The following is a 15671-nucleotide window of genomic DNA, read 5'->3' on the forward strand; positions in this document are numbered from 1 at the left end:
GTCCGATTATAACCAAGGGGACTGGTGCTGACAGCCGCCCCGGGGTCGTCATCAACTCTGCATGCGGAAATGGCGCAGCCGCACGCCACATGCCGCCAGCCAGGCAAAGTACGCCGCCGCTCCCCCCAGCACCAGGCTGCCCAGCATCAGTGCGCGCTTGCCCGCCCCCCATGCCAGCCAGGTATGCCAGTCCGGCGATGCCCATGACAGCACCAGCGCCAGCACGACACAGCCGCTTACCAGTTGCCAGGCAAAGCGCCCCCAGCCCGGCTGGAAATGCAGCACGTTCTGTTTGCGCAGGCCCCGCCCCAGCAAGCCGGCATTGAGATAAGCCGACAGCGCCGTGGCCAAAGCCAGCCCGGCATGCGCCAGCGGCCAGATCAGCAGCAGATTGAAGACCATGTTGGCCACCATCGCCACCATGCCGATGATCACTGGTGTGCGCGTGTCCTGGCGCGCGAAGTACCCCGGTGCCAGCACCTTGATCAACATGAAGGCGAGCAGCCCCGAAGCATAGGCCCGCAGGCTCATGGCCGCCATGGTGATGTCCCGATCGGTCATCGCGCCATAATGGAACAGACTGATCAGCAGCGGCTCGGCCAGCAGCTCCAGCGCCAGGGTCGCCGGCAGCCCGATGATCAGCACGGCCCGCAGCGACCAGTCGAGCATGCGCGCGAAGTGCTCGGGCGACTTGTCGGCGTGGCGCTTCGACAGGGCCGGCAGGATCACGGTCGCAATCGCGATGCCGAACACGCCCAGCGGCAGTTCCACCAGACGATCCGAATAGTACAGCCAGGACACGCTCCCGGCGGCCAGGAACGAGGCCAGCACCGTGTCGAGCAGCAGGTTGATCTGCGATACCGACACGCCGAACAGTGCCGGCGTCATCAGCTTCAGGATGCGACGCACCCCGGCATGCCGAAAGTTCGGCCAGGGACGCGGCAACAGCCCCAGCCGGGCCAGAAACGGCACCTGAAACGCCAACTGCGCCGCCCCGGCGATCAGCACGCCCCAGGCCAGTGCCAGCGAGGGCGTTTCCATCCATGGCGTCAGCCACAGCGCCGCCCCGATCAGGGAAATGTTGAGCAGCACCGGGGTGAAGGCCGGGACGGCAAAGCGGCTCCAGGTGTTGAGCACACTGCCCGAGAAGGCCGTGAGCGAAATCAACAGCAGATAGGGGAAGGTCAACTGCAGCATTTCAGCCGTCAGCGCCAGCTTGCCCGCGTCGTCGCCAAAGCCCGGCGCGAATAGCCAAGCGAGCCAGGGCGCCATGACGATCGCCAACGCGGTGATCAACGCCAGAACCAACGCCAGGCTGCCGGAGACCGCATCCAGCAATTCACGGACTTCGGCCCGGGTACGACGTGTGGCGTATTCGGAGAGCACCGGCACGAATGCCTGGTTGAAGGCCCCCTCGGCAAACAGCCGACGCATGAAATTGGGGATCTTGAAGGCCACAAAGAAGGCGTCGGCACCGCTGCCCGCGCCGAATAGCGCGGCAATCACCATGTCTCGTGCCAAACCCAGCACCCGGGACACCAGCGTCATGGCACTCACGATCAGCCCCGAGCGCAACAGACCGCTGCGCTGCGGCTCGGGAGTCCGGCTGGCACGGGCCGCAACCAGATCGTCCTGCGTCTCTTGCGCCACATTCCCGACTGGTTCTTTCGCCACCCTGCCTCTCCTTGTCACGGCTACCGTCCTGTACGGCTACTGCCCCGTCCCGTCACGCCCATCTGCCACACATCACCAGACCACGGCCACAAAAAAACCGGCCGAAGCCGGTTTTTTCACACGCAGCGACCGGCTTAGGCAGCCAGCGCTTTAATTCGCTTGTTCAGACGGCTCTTGATGCGTGCCGCCTTTTTCTTGGACAGCGCATCCTTGTCGGCAATGCGGTCGATGACCGGCTGGGCCGCCTGGAACTCGCTCATCGCCGCGGCGTGATCGCCACCCTGAATGGCCTTGATCACACGCTTGATGTGGGTGCGCACCATGGAACGCTGACTTGCGTTGTGCTTGCGGCGCTGTTCCGCCTGACGTGCGCGCTTCTGAGCCTGCTTGGTATTCGCCACCGTCTACTCCCTGGAGTGTTTGACAGTCATATTCGATAAAAGATTGATTTCACCGGGCTTTGACCTACCGCCCGATCAATCGGCCATGATCGCTGCTCGCTTTTCAGCAACAGCTTCAACGGGCCATGTCTGAGAGGATGCGGCATTCTATCATGCTGTCCCGCCCCTTTCTACAGCTCACATCCGCTACAGCCTACAGCCCACGCGGTCGCCAGAAGCCCGCCGCCGATTAGAGCACTACCAGATTGTCACGATGGATCAGCTCGGGCGCCTCCATGTAACCCAGCAGGGCCTCGATCTGATGGCTGGGTTTGCCGAGAATGCGCTGCGTATCGCTGCTGTCGTAGTTCACCAGCCCTTTGGCGACCCGCTCGCCGCTTTCGTCGACACAGACCACCATGTCGCCACGCCTGAAGGTGCCGCTGGCCGCCTTCACGCCGACGGGCAGCAGACTCGAGCCATGGCTGCGCAGCACGTTCACCGCGCCGGCATCCAGTGTCAGGGTGCCGCGGACCTGGAGCTGCCCGGCCAGCCAGCGCTTACGCGCCGCCAGCGGCTCATGCTCAGGACTCAGCAGCGTGCCCAGGCGCTCCCCTTCGGCCAGACGCAGCAACACATCCGGCTGGCGCCCGCTGGCAATCGCGGTGACGGCACCCGAGCGCGCCGCCAGCCGGGCGGCACGCATCTTGGTGGCCATCCCGCCGCGCCCCAGCACTCCCCCACCGCCCGCCATGGCGGACAGCGCCGGGTCGTCGGCCCGTCCCTCATGGATCAGGTGCGCGTGGGGATTGTGGCGCGGATCGGCATCGAACAGGCCTTCCTGATCGGTCAGGATGACCAGCGCATCCGCCTCGAGCAGATTGGCCACCAAGGCCCCGAGCGTGTCGTTGTCGCCGAAACGAATCTCGTCGGTCACCACGGTGTCGTTTTCGTTGATCACCGGGATGACACGCAGGTCGACGAGCGTACGCAGCGCCGAGCGCGCGTTGAGATAGCGCTTGCGGTCAGACAGGTCGTCATGGGTCAGCAGGACTTGCGCGGTGCGCAGGCCATGTCGGGCGAAGAACTGTTCGTAGCACTGCGAGAGCCCAGTCTGCCCCACCGCGGCAGCGGCCTGCAGCTCATGCACCGCCGACGGCCGCACGCGCCAGCCCAGGCGTACCATGCCTTCGGCCACGGCGCCCGACGACACCAGCACCGCCTCCACGCCACGCGCATGCAGCGCGGCAAGCTGCTCGACCCAGCCCGCAATCGCCGCCTCGTCGAGCCCGCGACCGTCATTGGTCAACAGCGCACTGCCGATCTTCACCACTATACGCCGGGCCTGTTTCAGCGCCTCGCGCCCCGGCGCCCGTGTATCGCTAGCCATGACTCTTTCTGACTCCTTGATGACAATCGACGCCCACTTTCAAGCCCTGAGTGAGCATTGCCAATTCAGTGCATCTCAGGGGGCGTACTCGACTTCAACATCATAATCATCATCATCGAAATCATCGTCGTCGTCATCCTTGCGCCGCCGTCCCAGGCGCGCCTCGGCGCGCGCCACTGCCTCGGCCTCCATGCGCTCACGCATGTCGCGCTCGCGCTCGGCAGCCGCTTCATCCTCGCTCTCCAACTGGCGCTGCTCGGTCAGCCAGCGATAGGCAGCCTGCACCAGCGCGTCGGTTCCCTCGCCGCTGATCGCCGCGATGCGGAACACCGGCCCCTCCCAGCCCAGGCGCTCGACGATGGCGTCGGCCCGCGCCTCGCGCTCATCCTCGGGGAGCAGGTCCAGCTTGTTGAGCACCAGCCAGCGTGGCCGCTCGGCCAAGGTGTGCGAAAACTGCTCGAGCTCATAGGTGATCGCTTGGGCCACATCGACGGGGTCGGACTCATCGAACGGCGCCACATCGACGACGTGCAGCAGCAGGCGGGTCCGAGTCAGATGCTTGAGGAAACGCAACCCCAGGCCGGCGCCTTCCGAAGCCCCCTCAATCAGCCCCGGCACGTCAGCCATCACGAAGTGCTGGTGCGTGCCCAGCTTGACCACGCCGAGATTGGGCACCAGCGTGGTGAAGGGGTAATTAGCCACCTTGGGCTTGGCAGCCGACACGGCACGAATCAGCGTCGACTTGCCGGCATTGGGCATTCCCAGCAGCCCCACGTCGGCCATGACCTTCATCTCCAGACGCAGGTTGCGGCGCTCACCGGGCGTGCCCGACGTGGTACGCCGTGGCGCCCGATTGGTCGAGGATTTGAAGTGCACGTTGCCCAGCCCGCGACGTCCGCCTTGGGCGACCAGCACGACCTGACCAGACTCGGTGACGTCAGCGATCACCTCCAGCGTGTCCTCATCGATGACGGTGGTGCCCACCGGCACCTTGACGTGCAGGTCCTCTCCCGCCTTGCCGCTCATCTGGCGGCCCTGGCCCGGCTGACCGTTCTGCGCCTTGTAGAAGCGCTGATACTTGAAATCGATCAGCGTATTGAGCGATTCGTCACCGATCAGGTAGACGCTCCCGCCATGGCCACCGTCACCACCGTCGGGGCCGCCCTTGGGCACGAATTTCTCACGCCGAAAACTCAGGCAACCACTGCCGCCATTGCCGGCTTCCACGATGATCGAAGATTCGTCGACGAACTGCATGTGTCATTCTCCCGACGGCTAGAGCCGCCATGATACGAGAAAGCCCCGCCTGGGCGGGGCTTTCCGGGTTAGCCTTCTCGGCTGACCTTCACCGCTGTCGTGCGTACGCCTCAGGCAGAGACGACACTCACGAATTTGCGGTTCTTGGGACCCTTGGTCTCGAACTTGATGACACCGTCATTCAGAGCGAACAGGGTGTGATCCTTGCCGATGCCCACGCCGGTACCGGCATGGAAGCGGGTGCCGCGCTGGCGGACGATGATGTTGCCAGCAGTCGCGGCCTGGCCGCCGAACAACTTGACACCCAGACGCTTGGATTCTGAATCGCGACCGTTACGGGAACTACCGGCTGCCTTCTTATGAGCCATTGCAAATACCTCGCTCTTTCAGGGGATGGTTCCGCTTAGGCGGAAATCCCGGTGATCTTGACTTCGGTGAACCACTGACGGTGGCCCTGACGACGCATGGAGTGCTTACGGCGACGGAACTTGATGATCGTCACCTTCTCACCGCGACCGTGGGACACCACTTCGGCGGCAACCTTGGCACCGTCGACGAGCGGTGCGCCGACCTTGACGTCATCGCCATCGGCGACCAGCAGGACCTGGTCGAATTCCAGCGCTTCGCCCGTGGCCACTTCGAGCTTCTCGAGCTTCAGGGTCTGGCCTTCCTGGACGCGGTACTGCTTGCCGCCACTCTTGATTACTGCGTACATATGACTCTCCAGACACTCATCGGGGGTGGGCTCTTCATCGACCTGCTGCGAGTGGCGCCCCTTCCGGCACCATCTGACAGGGAGCGTGATGAGTTGGGTCGCGGATTATAACCGCGCCCCGTGTTGCGGGGCAAGCGGCAACCCACTCAATATTCTGGTAACAGGTTTAGTCTTCTCTCATACTGCGGTGCTGCCTTGACGCCCTCCGGAGCGCCCCCTAGCATAGCTGCTGCCCAAGGCCCGCCACCGCGCAGCCCAACCCTTTCGTGACAAGCCGACTCATGCAGCCTGACGCATCGCCCATCCATGCGGCGGTGGCAGAGGATTTCGCCGCCGTCGATCGCACCGTCCTCGCCCAGCTTGCCTCTCGGGTACCGCTCGTCGAGACCATAGGTCGCTACATCATCGAAAGCGGCGGCAAGCGGCTGCGTCCGCTTCTGGTCCTGCTCGCCGCTCGTGCGCTGGGCTATCAGGGTGACAAGCACATCACCCTGGCCACGCTGATCGAATTCATGCATACCTCGACGTTACTGCACGACGATGTCGTCGACGAGTCGAGCATGCGCCGCGGCAAGGCTACCGCCAATGATGCCTGGGGCAATGCCCCCTCGGTCCTGGTCGGTGATTTCCTCTATTCGCGCTCGTTCCAGATGATGGTCAATGTCGGCTCGATGCGGGTCATGGAAATTCTCTCCGCCGCCACCTGCACCATTGCCGAAGGCGAAGTCCTGCAGCTGACCAATGTCGGCAACCCGGACGTCGACGAAGCCGCCTACTTCGAAACCATCCAGGGCAAGACCGCAATGCTCTTCGAGGCAGCGTCGCACAGCGGCGCAGTGCTGGCCGGTGCCTCCCCCCGCGAGGAAGAGGCGCTCAAGCTCTATGGCCGCTACCTGGGCCTTGCCTTCCAGCTGGTGGACGACCTGCTCGACTATCAGGGCGACGCGACGACCATGGGCAAGAACGTCGGCGACGATCTCGCCGAGGGCAAACCCACCCTGCCACTCATCCAGGCCATGGCGACCGGCACCGCCGAGCAGGCCCGCCTCATACGTCAAGCGATTCGCCAAGGCGGCCTGGAGCAGCTCGGCGAGGTACTTGCCATCGTGCAGGAAACGGGGGCGCTGAATTATACTCGCGCCCGGGCCGAAGAGATGGCCGGCAAGGCCCTGGCTCAACTCGATGCCCTACCCGACAGTCCCTATCGCGACAGCATGGTTCGGCTCGCCCATCTGGCGGTAGAGCGCCAGGCCTGAGCCGGAACAGAGGATTTGCTTCGAAGTGGGCCGTCAAGGGTTGCATGACCGGACGGGATGCGTATAATTCACCCCCGTCGAGCCAAGCGCCCGACAATATCGGAGTGTAGCTCAGCTTGGTAGAGCACTGTCTTCGGGAGGCAGGGGTCGTAGGTTCAAATCCTATCACTCCGACCAGAATTTCCCGCGAAACCGCCACTTACGGAAATAACCGAGTGGCGGTTTTTGTTTTTCGGCTTCGGCTCCCCAACGACGCCTTCTCGTATTCGTATCGTCTACCCCACCTCGTCATAGCCGTACGCGATTGACCGTATCGATAAAATCTTCCGGCGTCCCCCGTCAGGCCACTTCATACTGATGTCATGTCTTGCGACGGGGACCTCCCATGCAGCGTCTTTCTCTAGGCGCGTCCGTGCTACGCGTGCTGGATCTCGACGGCATGCAGCGCGTCTTCAGCGACACACTGGGGCTTGAGCTGCTGCTGCAGACGCCAACAGCGACCTGCTATGAGCTGGGGCGGCACGCCAATGGCAACTCGCAGGTATTGATGCTGATTGCCGACACCCTGCCTGCCCCCGCACAACATGTGACCCTCGAGGTCGCTGTAGACGAGTTCGACATGCTCAGCCCCCGCTTGCTTGCGAGCGGCGCCCACCTCTTCGAGGGGCTCCACAGCGCCTCACGCAGCTGCGCCTGGCGAGTGCTGCGCTGCACGCTGCCCGAAGGGCACAGCCTCGCGGTGGCGAGTATCGATCCGCGACGCTGCTCGCCTTCGGTCGCAGGCACTGCCCGGATGTTCTGAGACGCCTTCCCGATCACGGGCTCCTTTAGCGCCAGGCCATCAGATGCGCCTGGCCGGCTGCCCCGTCACTTCCCGGCACGCTCCTCAGCGGCCTTGCGCCTCTTGTTGCGACGATAGTGACGCATCAGGGCCACCCCCAGCGCAGCGACCAGCATGAAGGCGAGCGTCACGCCCTGCCATTTGCGGGCCGCGTCTCCCAGCCAAGTTTCGAGCACGATGATCAGGATGAAACCGACGGCCTGGCTGGTGATTGCCGTGGCGCGAAGACGATCCGGCCGACGACCGGGCGATGAGGCCATAGCGGACTCCGGTATGAAATCTGCGAGAAGATGGGACACGGCTGACACCGCGGCGCGATGCCATTAGGCTGGGCATTGTATCCTGACCGTTGCTCAGAACCGACCCCTGACCACTCCCTGCACAAGAGCCAAGCCCCCGCAATGGACGCCCTCGCCCTCGGCCCCCTGCTCATCTCGCTGCCTCGCCTCTACGCTTTCGCGGCCGCTCTCGCCCTGCTGATGGCCAGTGCCGTCCTCATGCGCCTGCCTCGCCCGCTCCATGCTCGCTGGTACAGCGGCCTGCTGCTTACCGGCATTGCAGGGGCCCGCCTCGGACATGCCCTGATCCATCCCGACGCCTACCTGACGTCGCCCCTGGACATTCTCAAGTTCTGGCAGCCCGGCTACAGCCCGGCCGGCGGCCTGCTGGCCGCGGCACTATGGACAGCCTGGGCGCTGCGCCATCGTCTCGTCGCCCTGCTCAAGGGGCTATTGCTGCTGCTGAGCAGTGCCGTGCTGTGGATGCTGCTGATGCTATGGCATCCCCTGTCGGGGGACATGTCCATGACCGAGCTGCCGCAACTGACGCTGACGCGGCTCGACGGCACCCCGGTCGACCTGCAGCAACTCGCGGGGCAGCGCCTGATGGTCAATCTCTGGGCCACCTGGTGCCCTCCTTGCCTGCGTGAGATGCCACTGCTCGCCGAGGTGGATGCTCGCGACGACGTCACTGTCGTCATGGTCAACCAGGGTGAGTCACTGCTGCAGGTGGTGCGCTTTCTCGATGACCGGGAACTGGACTTCCAGCAGGTCCTGCTCGACCCCCGCCAGCGGCTCATGGCGCTGGCCGAATCCCCCGGCCTGCCCACCTCCCTGCTGTTCGATACCCGCGGACAATTGCAGCGACAGCATGTCGGCGAGCTTTCACGCAGTCAGCTACAGGCCTGGCTCAGCCCTTGACTGCCGGCCTCCCGAGGCAGCCAAGGTTCTGACGCGCTTCGACAAAAGCTCGCGACCGCCCTCTTAAGCAGGGCCGCGCTTTCCGGTAAGATACCGCGCCCTATTGTCGGGGCGCCCGGCATCGGCACCGCCGGGCAGCGACCGTCATGCATCGTTTCACGACATCCCGAGGCACAATGAGCGAATTCATCCCCGGCCAGCGCTGGATCAGCGATGGCGAGGCCGAACTGGGCCTGGGCACTATCCTGAGCTGCGACTTCCGTACCGTTACCGTCCTGTTCGCCGCCAGCCAGGAAACTCGCACCTACAGCATTCGTCAGGCGCCGCTCACCCGCGTCGCCTTCGGCAGCGGTGACCGCATCGAAGCGGCGGACGGCTCGATGCTGATTGTCGAAGACACCAAGGAGGTCGATGGCCTCATCGTTTATATCGGCGAAGACGCTGAAGGCACGCTCCGCGAGCTTCCCGAAGCCCGGCTCTCCGACAACATGCGCTTTCATCAGGCGCGCGATCGCCTGCTGACCGGCCAGGTCGATCGCAACGACTGGTATAACCTGCGTTTTCGCACCCTGCATCATCATCACCGCATCGAGCAGCATCCCGCTCTCGGGCTGGCCGGCCCACGCATCGACTTGATCGCGCATCAGCTCTACATTGCCGATGAAGTGTCTCGCCGCCATGCGCCGCGGGTTCTGCTCGCCGACGAGGTCGGGCTGGGCAAGACCATCGAAGCCGGACTGGTCCTGCATCGGCTGCTGCTCAACGGCCGCGCCGAGCGGGCGCTGATCCTTGTGCCCGACAGCCTCACCCATCAATGGCTGGTGGAGCTGCTGCGGCGCTTCTCGCTGGAAGTGACCCTGCTCGACGAGCAGCAGAGCCAGGCCCACGGCAGCGCCAATCCCTTCGAGGCGGGGCAGCTGATCCTGGCCAGCCAGCAGTGGCTGTTCGCCAATCCGCACCGTCAGGAGCAAGCCGAGCAGAGCCGCTGGGACCTGCTGATCGTCGACGAGGCGCACCACCTGGAGTGGACGCCGGAGGCCAGCGGCCAAGGCTATGCCTGTGTGGAGCGCCTGGCTGCCTCCATTCCCGGCGTACTGCTGCTAACCGCCACTCCGGAGCAGATGGGGCTGGAGAGCCACTTCGCCCGCCTGCGCCTGCTCGACCCGGATCGTTATTACGATATGGAGCGCTTCCGCGCCGAGGAGCACGGCTATGCGCAGGTAGCTGAGGCGATCGATGCCCTGGAGCGCCTGCCGGGCAGCGCCACCGACCGCGACAGTGTGGGTGCCGTCATCGACGACGGCGACAGTCAGGCTCTGCTGGATACGCTCACCGATCCCGAAAGCGGCGATGCTCAACGTGATGCAGCCCGCCGCCAGTTGCGCGAGCAGCTTCTCGACCGTCACGGCACCGGCCGCGTGATGTTCCGCAACAGTCGGCGCCATGTGGGCGGCTTCCCTGAGCGCCATCTGCACGTCAGCCCGCTCGAGCTGCCCTCATCCTATCGCCGCGTGCTGCGCCGCCTGAGCCGTGACGAGGACTACCTCGACGAACTGCTGATCGAGACGGGCCTCGATCACCCGGATGTCGTGCTCTATCTCGATGCCATGTATCGCGCGCTGCCCGACGACCCGCTCAATACCGAGCCCTGGTGGCAATTCGATCCACGCGTGACCTGGCTGCTGGAACGGCTCACCGAGGTGGGCCGCGACAAGATGCTGGTGATCGCTCACGATCGCGAAACGGCCATCGGCCTGGCCGAAGGATTGCGGGTCCTTGGCGGCGTGCACGCCCCGGTATTCCACGAGGGCTTGAGCCTGATCGAACGCGACCGTGCGGCGGCCGCCTTCGCCGACGAGGAAGAGGGCAGCCAGTTGCTGATCTGCTCCGAGATCGGTTCCGAGGGGCGCAATTTCCAGTTCTGCCGCCATCTGGTGATGTTCGACCTGCCGGTGCACCCCGATCAGCTCGAACAACGTATCGGCCGCCTCGACCGCATCGGCCAACGGCATGCCATCGAAATCCACGTGCCGGTATTTGCCGACACCCCTGTCGAGCACCTGCTGCGCTGGTATCGCGAAGGTATGGATGCCTTCAGCGCGCCGCATGGCGTGGGCAGCGACCTGTACGACGCCTTCGGTGACGCGCTGGCTGACGCCCTGCTCGATCCGGAGTCGCTCGAAGAGATCATCAGGGAGACCCGCGAACTGTTCGAGGCACGCCTGACCGAGCGCGATGCCGGACGCAATCGCCTGCTGGAACTCAACGCCTGCCGCCCGCAACGCGCCGAGGCCGTCATCGAAGCGATCCGTGAACTCGACGAGGATGCCGCCCTGCCCCGCTACGTGGAACAGGCATTGGACATCTTCGGCGTCGAAAGCCAGGAGCTGGGCGGCGATCTCATCCATCTGCTGCCCGGCTCGCACATGCTCGACGGCCTGCCGGGTCTGGCCAAGGGGGAGGAGGGATTCAGCGCCACCTATTCCCGGGCCCGGGCGCTGGCCCGCGACGACGTGCAGCGGCTCTCCTGGGAACATCCGCTGGTACGCGAGATGATGGGGCGTATCCTCGAGGGCGCCATGGGCAACACGGCGCTGGCGCTGCTTGCGCACCCGGCGATTCCCGGAGGACGCCTGATGGTGGAGCTGGTGTTTCGCACCTACTGCCCGGCCCCGTCGCGCCTGCACGTCAATCGCTTCCTGCCGGCGACCGCAGTGCGCGTGCTGCTCGACGAGTCCGGCACCAACCTCTCCGCCAAGGTCTCCTTCACCGGCCTGGCCAAGAACCTGCAGAAGGTCAAGAAAGCCATGGCACGGGATCTCATCAAGTCGCGCCACGACCAGTTGCGGGAACTCATGACCCAAGGGGAGAGCGAAGCCGAGCGTGAACTGCCGAGCATCATCGAAGCCGCTCAGCAGCGCATGCGCGACACGCTCGATACCGAACTGGCCCGTCTGCGGGCGCTGGCCCAGCACAACCCGGCCGTGCGCGACGCCGAGATTGCAGCTCTCGAACAGGAGCGTCAGGCGCTGGACATCGCCATCGACGGTACCCGCCTGCGCCTCGATGCCGTGCGGGTAGTCGTCACGGTCGACCCCGAGCGTTGACGCAGGGAGTGCCGCCTGACGGCTAGGGCGCGATGGGCTCCATGAGGCGCGCCTCGACGTCGGCGGCACTTTCGGGACGGGCGTACAGGAAGCCCTGAACGAGCGGGCAGCCCTGGGCGATCAGGAAATCCCGCTGCGCCGGGGTTTCCACGCCTTCCGCGACGACCTCGAGCTTGAGCCCCCTCGCCATGGCCAGCACCGCCGAGGTAATCGCAGCATCGGCGCGATCGTCGGGTAGCGCGCGGATGAATGCGCGGTCCAGCTTCAGCTTATCCACCGGCAGACGCTTGAGATAGGCCAACGAAGAGTAGCCGGTACCGAAATCGTCGATGGCGATCGGGTGCCCCTTGGCGCGCAACGCGCTTAGCCGGGGCGAGATGTCACCCGCCCGCTCGTCCAGCAGCACCGATTCCGTCAGTTCCAGCCCCAACAGCGAGGCCGATACGTGATGCTGTGCCAGGCCCGCTGCGAGACGCGATTCCAGATCGCCCTGGATCAGTTGCAGTGCGGAGATGTTGATCCACAGCGGCACCTGGGGCATGCCGCTGCCGCGCCATGCCGCCAATTGAGCCACGGCCTGGTCGATGACCCAGTTGCCCAGGGCGGGCATCAGGCCGTGACGTTCGGCCAGGGGAATGAAGTCCGCGGGCGAGACCATGCCATGCTGAGGATGCTTCCAGCGTAGCAACGCCTCCATCCCCACCAGTCCTCCGTCGACGAGCCGATGCTGGGTCTGGTAATGCAACTCCAGCTGACTGCCATGGGCCAGGGCACGACGCAGTTCGTTGAGCAGGGCCAGCTGGCGATCCCCTTCCATGTCGAGCGAGGGGCGAAAGCGCCGATCGTGGTTACGGCCATGACGCTTGGCGGTATACAGCGCGGACTCCAGACGCTGGAACAGCACACCCGAGTCCGTGCCATCTTCGGGGGCACGGCAGCTGCCGATGGTCAGCCCCAGACGCAACGACGCCTCGTTGATCTCGAACGGTTCGCTCAAATGTGCACGCAGTCCAGCAACCCACTGCTCATGATCGTCGAAGGTCGTGGTACGAATCACCATGAACTCGTCGCCGCCCAGGCGCCCGACGACGCCGCCGGCCACATGCGATGCCAAACGCTGACCGAAGCGTGCCAGCAGGCGATCACCGCTGTCGACTCCGAGACCGTCATTGACCGACTTGAATCCATCGATGTCGATCAATGCCATGTCGAGGACTTCGCCGGCACGCAGCCGGCGCAGACGCGAAGCGAGCAGGTCGTGCAGCCTGCGCCGGTTGGGTAGCCCGGTCAGGGGATCCTCGAAGCCGATACGCCGCAGGTCCTGCTCACGTGCCTTGTGCCGACTGATGTCAGTGAACAGCGCGACATAGTGCGTCACGCGCCCCTTGGGGTCCTGGTAGGCCTGGACCCGCAGCCATTCGGGATACTGGTCGCCATGCTTGCGCTGGTTCCATATCTCCCCCTCCCAGCGCCCCGTGGCCTGCAACGACTGCCAGTAACGATCGTAGAACGCCTTGTCGTGGCGCCCGGACGACAATACCGAGGGGTCGAGCCCGCGCACTTCCTCGTGCGTGTAACCGGTGATTTGGGTAAAGGCGGGATTGACGGTCACGATACGATTATCGGCATCGGAGATCACGACCCCGTCATGCGACAATCGGAGCGCCTCTTCGGTCAGGCGCAGGCGGCGACTCTCGAGACGCACCTGGCGCCAGGCGTCGTACAGCCCGATCGCCACCATCGTCAGTGCGGCCAGGCGCAGCATCACGCTGGGTAGCCAGATCAGCGACACCAGCGCCGCCAGGCCCATCCAGACGAAAGGGCGGTTAAGCGAAAATGGAGGCCACATGGCATTTCATCGGCAACAGATCTCTGATAAACAAAACTTTTCGCATCATGCCCCGCCTGTTACGGACAACGCAAGCCATGGTCCCGATCCTGACACGATCATGCCCGCCGCTTTGTCCCGTTAGGCTGGGCCTCGCGTGCATTAACCGAGTTCAGCCAGTAGACTACTGCATGTGTTGCGCTTTGCGCGGCACATTATAATTTCGACTCTCGGAACGACTCAGTGACCAAGCAACACTCCTTTAGTCATGAAGAACTGCTCGCCTGCAGTCAGGGCGAACTGTTTGGCCCAGGCAATGCCCAGCTGCCGGCACCCAATATGCTGATGCTCGATCGCATCGTGCATATCCACGAAGAGGGCGGAAGATACGGCAAAGGCGAACTGGTCGCCGAGCTGGACATCCATCCCGACCTCTGGTTCTTCCAGTGCCATTTCCCGGGCGACCCGGTCATGCCTGGCTGCCTGGGACTCGACGCCATGTGGCAACTGGTCGGCTTCTATCTAGGCTGGCTCGGCAATCCGGGACGCGGCCGGGCGCTGGGATGTGGCGAAGTCAAGTTCTCCGGCCAGATCCTGCCGGATGCAGGCAAGGTTACCTATCATATTCATATGAAAAAGGTCATTGCCCGCCGCCTGATTCTCGGTATTGCCGATGGCACCGTGGCCGTGGACGGCCAGGAAATCTATCAGGCCAAAGACCTCCGTGTCGGCCTGTTTACCTCCACTGCGAACTTCTGATCGGGAGGCTCCCATGCGACGAGTGGTGGTCACCGGCCTGGGTATCGTTTCTTGCCTGGGCAATGACGCGCAACAAGTTCTCGACGCGCTCAAGGCTGGGCGCTCCGGCATCCGCTTCAAGGAAGAGTATGCCGAACGAGGTTTCCGTAGCCATGTCGCCGGTGTGGTCGATGTCGACCTCGAGGCGCTGATCGACCGCAAGCAACTTCGCTTCATGGGCGATGCCGCCGCTTATGCCTACATCGCCATGGCTCAGGCCATCGAAGATGCCGGCCTGAGCGAAGCGCAGGTGTCGCATGAGCGGACTGGCTTGATCGCCGGTTCGGGCGGCGCATCCAGCGCCAACCAGGTGGAGGCCGCCGATGTACTGCGGGACAAGGGGCTGCGCCGTGTCGGTCCGTATCGCGTGACACGGACGATGGGCAGCACTGTCTCTGCCTGTCTGGCTACGCCATTCAAGATCAAGGGCATCAACTACTCCATCTCATCGGCCTGTGCAACGTCGGCTCACTGCATCGGCAATGCCGTCGAGCAGATCCAGCTGGGCAAGCAGGACGTCGTCTTCGCTGGCGGCGGCGAGGAAGAGCACTGGACGCTATCGTGCCTTTTCGATGCCATGGGCGCACTGTCCACCAGCTACAATGACACGCCGGAAAAGGCGTCGCGCCCTTACGACACGGCCCGTGACGGCTTTGTCATCGCTGGCGGCGGCGGTATGGTCGTGCTCGAGGAGCTGGAGCACGCCAAGGCGCGCGGCGCCAAGATCTACGCTGAAGTGGTCGGCTACGGCGCTACCTCCGACGGTTTCGACATGGTGGCACCGTCCGGTGAAGGTGCGGCACGCTGCATGAAGCAGGCACTGCACAACGTCGAAGGCGGTATCGATTACATCAACACCCATGGCACCTCGACGCCTGTAGGCGACGTCGCCGAACTCAAGGCCATCCGCGAGGTCTTCGGCAGCAAGACGCCGGCCATGAGTTCCACCAAGTCGCTGACCGGCCACTCGCTGGGTGCGACCGGCGTGCAGGAAGCCATCTACTCCCTGTTGATGATGGAGCACGACTTCATTGCCGCCTCGGCCAACGTTACTCAGCTCGATGAGCAAGCCGATGGCTTCGACATTGTGCTCGAGCGTCGCGACAACGTGAAACTCGACCGTGTGCTGTCCAACAGCTTCGGCTTCGGTGGCACGAATGCCTGTCTGGTACTGGAGCGTTATCGGGACTGACGGAGCGATTGCTCAGCCTCAAGGGCGCCTCGCA

The 15671-nt window shown here is 64.2% G+C and carries 14 protein-coding genes and 1 tRNA gene; 7 read left to right on the forward strand and 8 right to left on the reverse strand.

The window, feature by feature from the left end:
- Window positions 1-51 precede the first annotated feature (51 nt).
- The 6 genes from murJ to rplU form a co-directional block, all read right to left on the reverse strand.
- Entirely contained in the window at window positions 52-1548 is a 1497-nt protein-coding gene (murJ, locus tag ACYQ12_RS17050; RefSeq protein ID WP_459874548.1) for a murein biosynthesis integral membrane protein MurJ, read from the reverse strand.
- A 260-nt stretch (window positions 1549-1808) separates the two neighbouring features.
- The gene (gene rpsT / locus ACYQ12_RS17055; RefSeq protein WP_459874062.1) at window positions 1809-2075 is read right to left on the reverse strand and encodes a 30S ribosomal protein S20; all 267 of its coding nucleotides are present in this window, start codon (window positions 2073-2075) and stop codon (window positions 1809-1811) included.
- Window positions 2076-2304: 229 nt separating this feature from the next.
- Complete coding sequence (gene proB / locus ACYQ12_RS17060) at window positions 2305-3444, reverse strand: glutamate 5-kinase (protein ID WP_459874064.1); 1140 nt, start codon at window positions 3442-3444, stop codon at window positions 2305-2307.
- Between the two features lie 75 nt (window positions 3445-3519).
- Window positions 3520-4701 (reverse strand): Obg family GTPase CgtA, encoded by a 1182-nt coding sequence (cgtA, locus tag ACYQ12_RS17065; protein ID WP_459874066.1) that lies wholly within the window; start codon window positions 4699-4701, stop codon window positions 3520-3522.
- A gap of 110 nt (window positions 4702-4811) precedes the next feature.
- Window positions 4812-5069, reverse strand: coding sequence for a 50S ribosomal protein L27 (gene rpmA, locus ACYQ12_RS17070; RefSeq protein ID WP_459874068.1), 258 nt, complete (start codon window positions 5067-5069; stop codon window positions 4812-4814).
- A 35-nt stretch (window positions 5070-5104) separates the two neighbouring features.
- Entirely contained in the window at window positions 5105-5416 is a 312-nt protein-coding gene (gene rplU / locus ACYQ12_RS17075) for a 50S ribosomal protein L21 (protein WP_459874070.1), read from the reverse strand.
- Window positions 5417-5697: 281 nt separating this feature from the next.
- On the opposite strand from rplU, the gene ispB reads away from it, so the two are divergent.
- The 3 genes from ispB to ACYQ12_RS17090 all read left to right on the forward strand — a co-directional run bounded on the left by ispB (window position 5698) and on the right by ACYQ12_RS17090 (window position 7474).
- A complete protein-coding gene (gene ispB, locus ACYQ12_RS17080) occupies window positions 5698-6672 on the forward strand; it encodes an octaprenyl diphosphate synthase (protein ID WP_459874072.1) in 975 nt (324 codons plus the stop codon).
- A 100-nt stretch (window positions 6673-6772) separates the two neighbouring features.
- Window positions 6773-6849: transfer RNA gene (locus ACYQ12_RS17085), tRNA-Pro, on the forward strand.
- 208 nt (window positions 6850-7057) lie between these two features.
- On the forward strand, window positions 7058-7474 hold the full coding sequence (locus ACYQ12_RS17090; protein WP_459874074.1) for a VOC family protein: 417 nt from the start codon (window positions 7058-7060) through the stop codon (window positions 7472-7474).
- A 65-nt stretch (window positions 7475-7539) separates the two neighbouring features.
- On the opposite strand, the gene ACYQ12_RS17095 is transcribed toward ACYQ12_RS17090, so the two are convergent.
- Window positions 7540-7773: a hypothetical protein gene (locus ACYQ12_RS17095; RefSeq protein WP_459874076.1), complete on the reverse strand. Its 234-nt coding sequence runs from the start codon at window positions 7771-7773 to the stop codon at window positions 7540-7542.
- Window positions 7774-7914: 141 nt separating this feature from the next.
- On the opposite strand from ACYQ12_RS17095, the gene ACYQ12_RS17100 reads away from it, so the two are divergent.
- Complete coding sequence (locus tag ACYQ12_RS17100; RefSeq protein WP_459874078.1) at window positions 7915-8712, forward strand: TlpA family protein disulfide reductase; 798 nt, start codon at window positions 7915-7917, stop codon at window positions 8710-8712.
- A 176-nt stretch (window positions 8713-8888) separates the two neighbouring features.
- Window positions 8889-11819, forward strand: coding sequence for an RNA polymerase-associated protein RapA (gene rapA / locus ACYQ12_RS17105; RefSeq protein WP_459874080.1), 2931 nt, complete (start codon window positions 8889-8891; stop codon window positions 11817-11819).
- A gap of 22 nt (window positions 11820-11841) precedes the next feature.
- Here rapA and ACYQ12_RS17110 read toward each other — a convergent pair whose 3' ends face one another.
- A complete protein-coding gene (locus ACYQ12_RS17110; protein WP_459874082.1) occupies window positions 11842-13668 on the reverse strand; it encodes a putative bifunctional diguanylate cyclase/phosphodiesterase in 1827 nt (608 codons plus the stop codon).
- Window positions 13669-13890: 222 nt separating this feature from the next.
- On the opposite strand from ACYQ12_RS17110, the gene fabA reads away from it, so the two are divergent.
- On the forward strand, window positions 13891-14406 hold the full coding sequence (fabA, locus tag ACYQ12_RS17115; RefSeq protein WP_459874084.1) for a 3-hydroxyacyl-[acyl-carrier-protein] dehydratase FabA: 516 nt from the start codon (window positions 13891-13893) through the stop codon (window positions 14404-14406).
- Window positions 14407-14419: 13 nt separating this feature from the next.
- Entirely contained in the window at window positions 14420-15637 is a 1218-nt protein-coding gene (gene fabB, locus ACYQ12_RS17120) for a beta-ketoacyl-ACP synthase I (RefSeq protein ID WP_459874086.1), read from the forward strand.
- Window positions 15638-15671: the final 34 nt, after the last annotated feature.

Source organism: Halomonas shantousis (assembly GCF_054654615.1).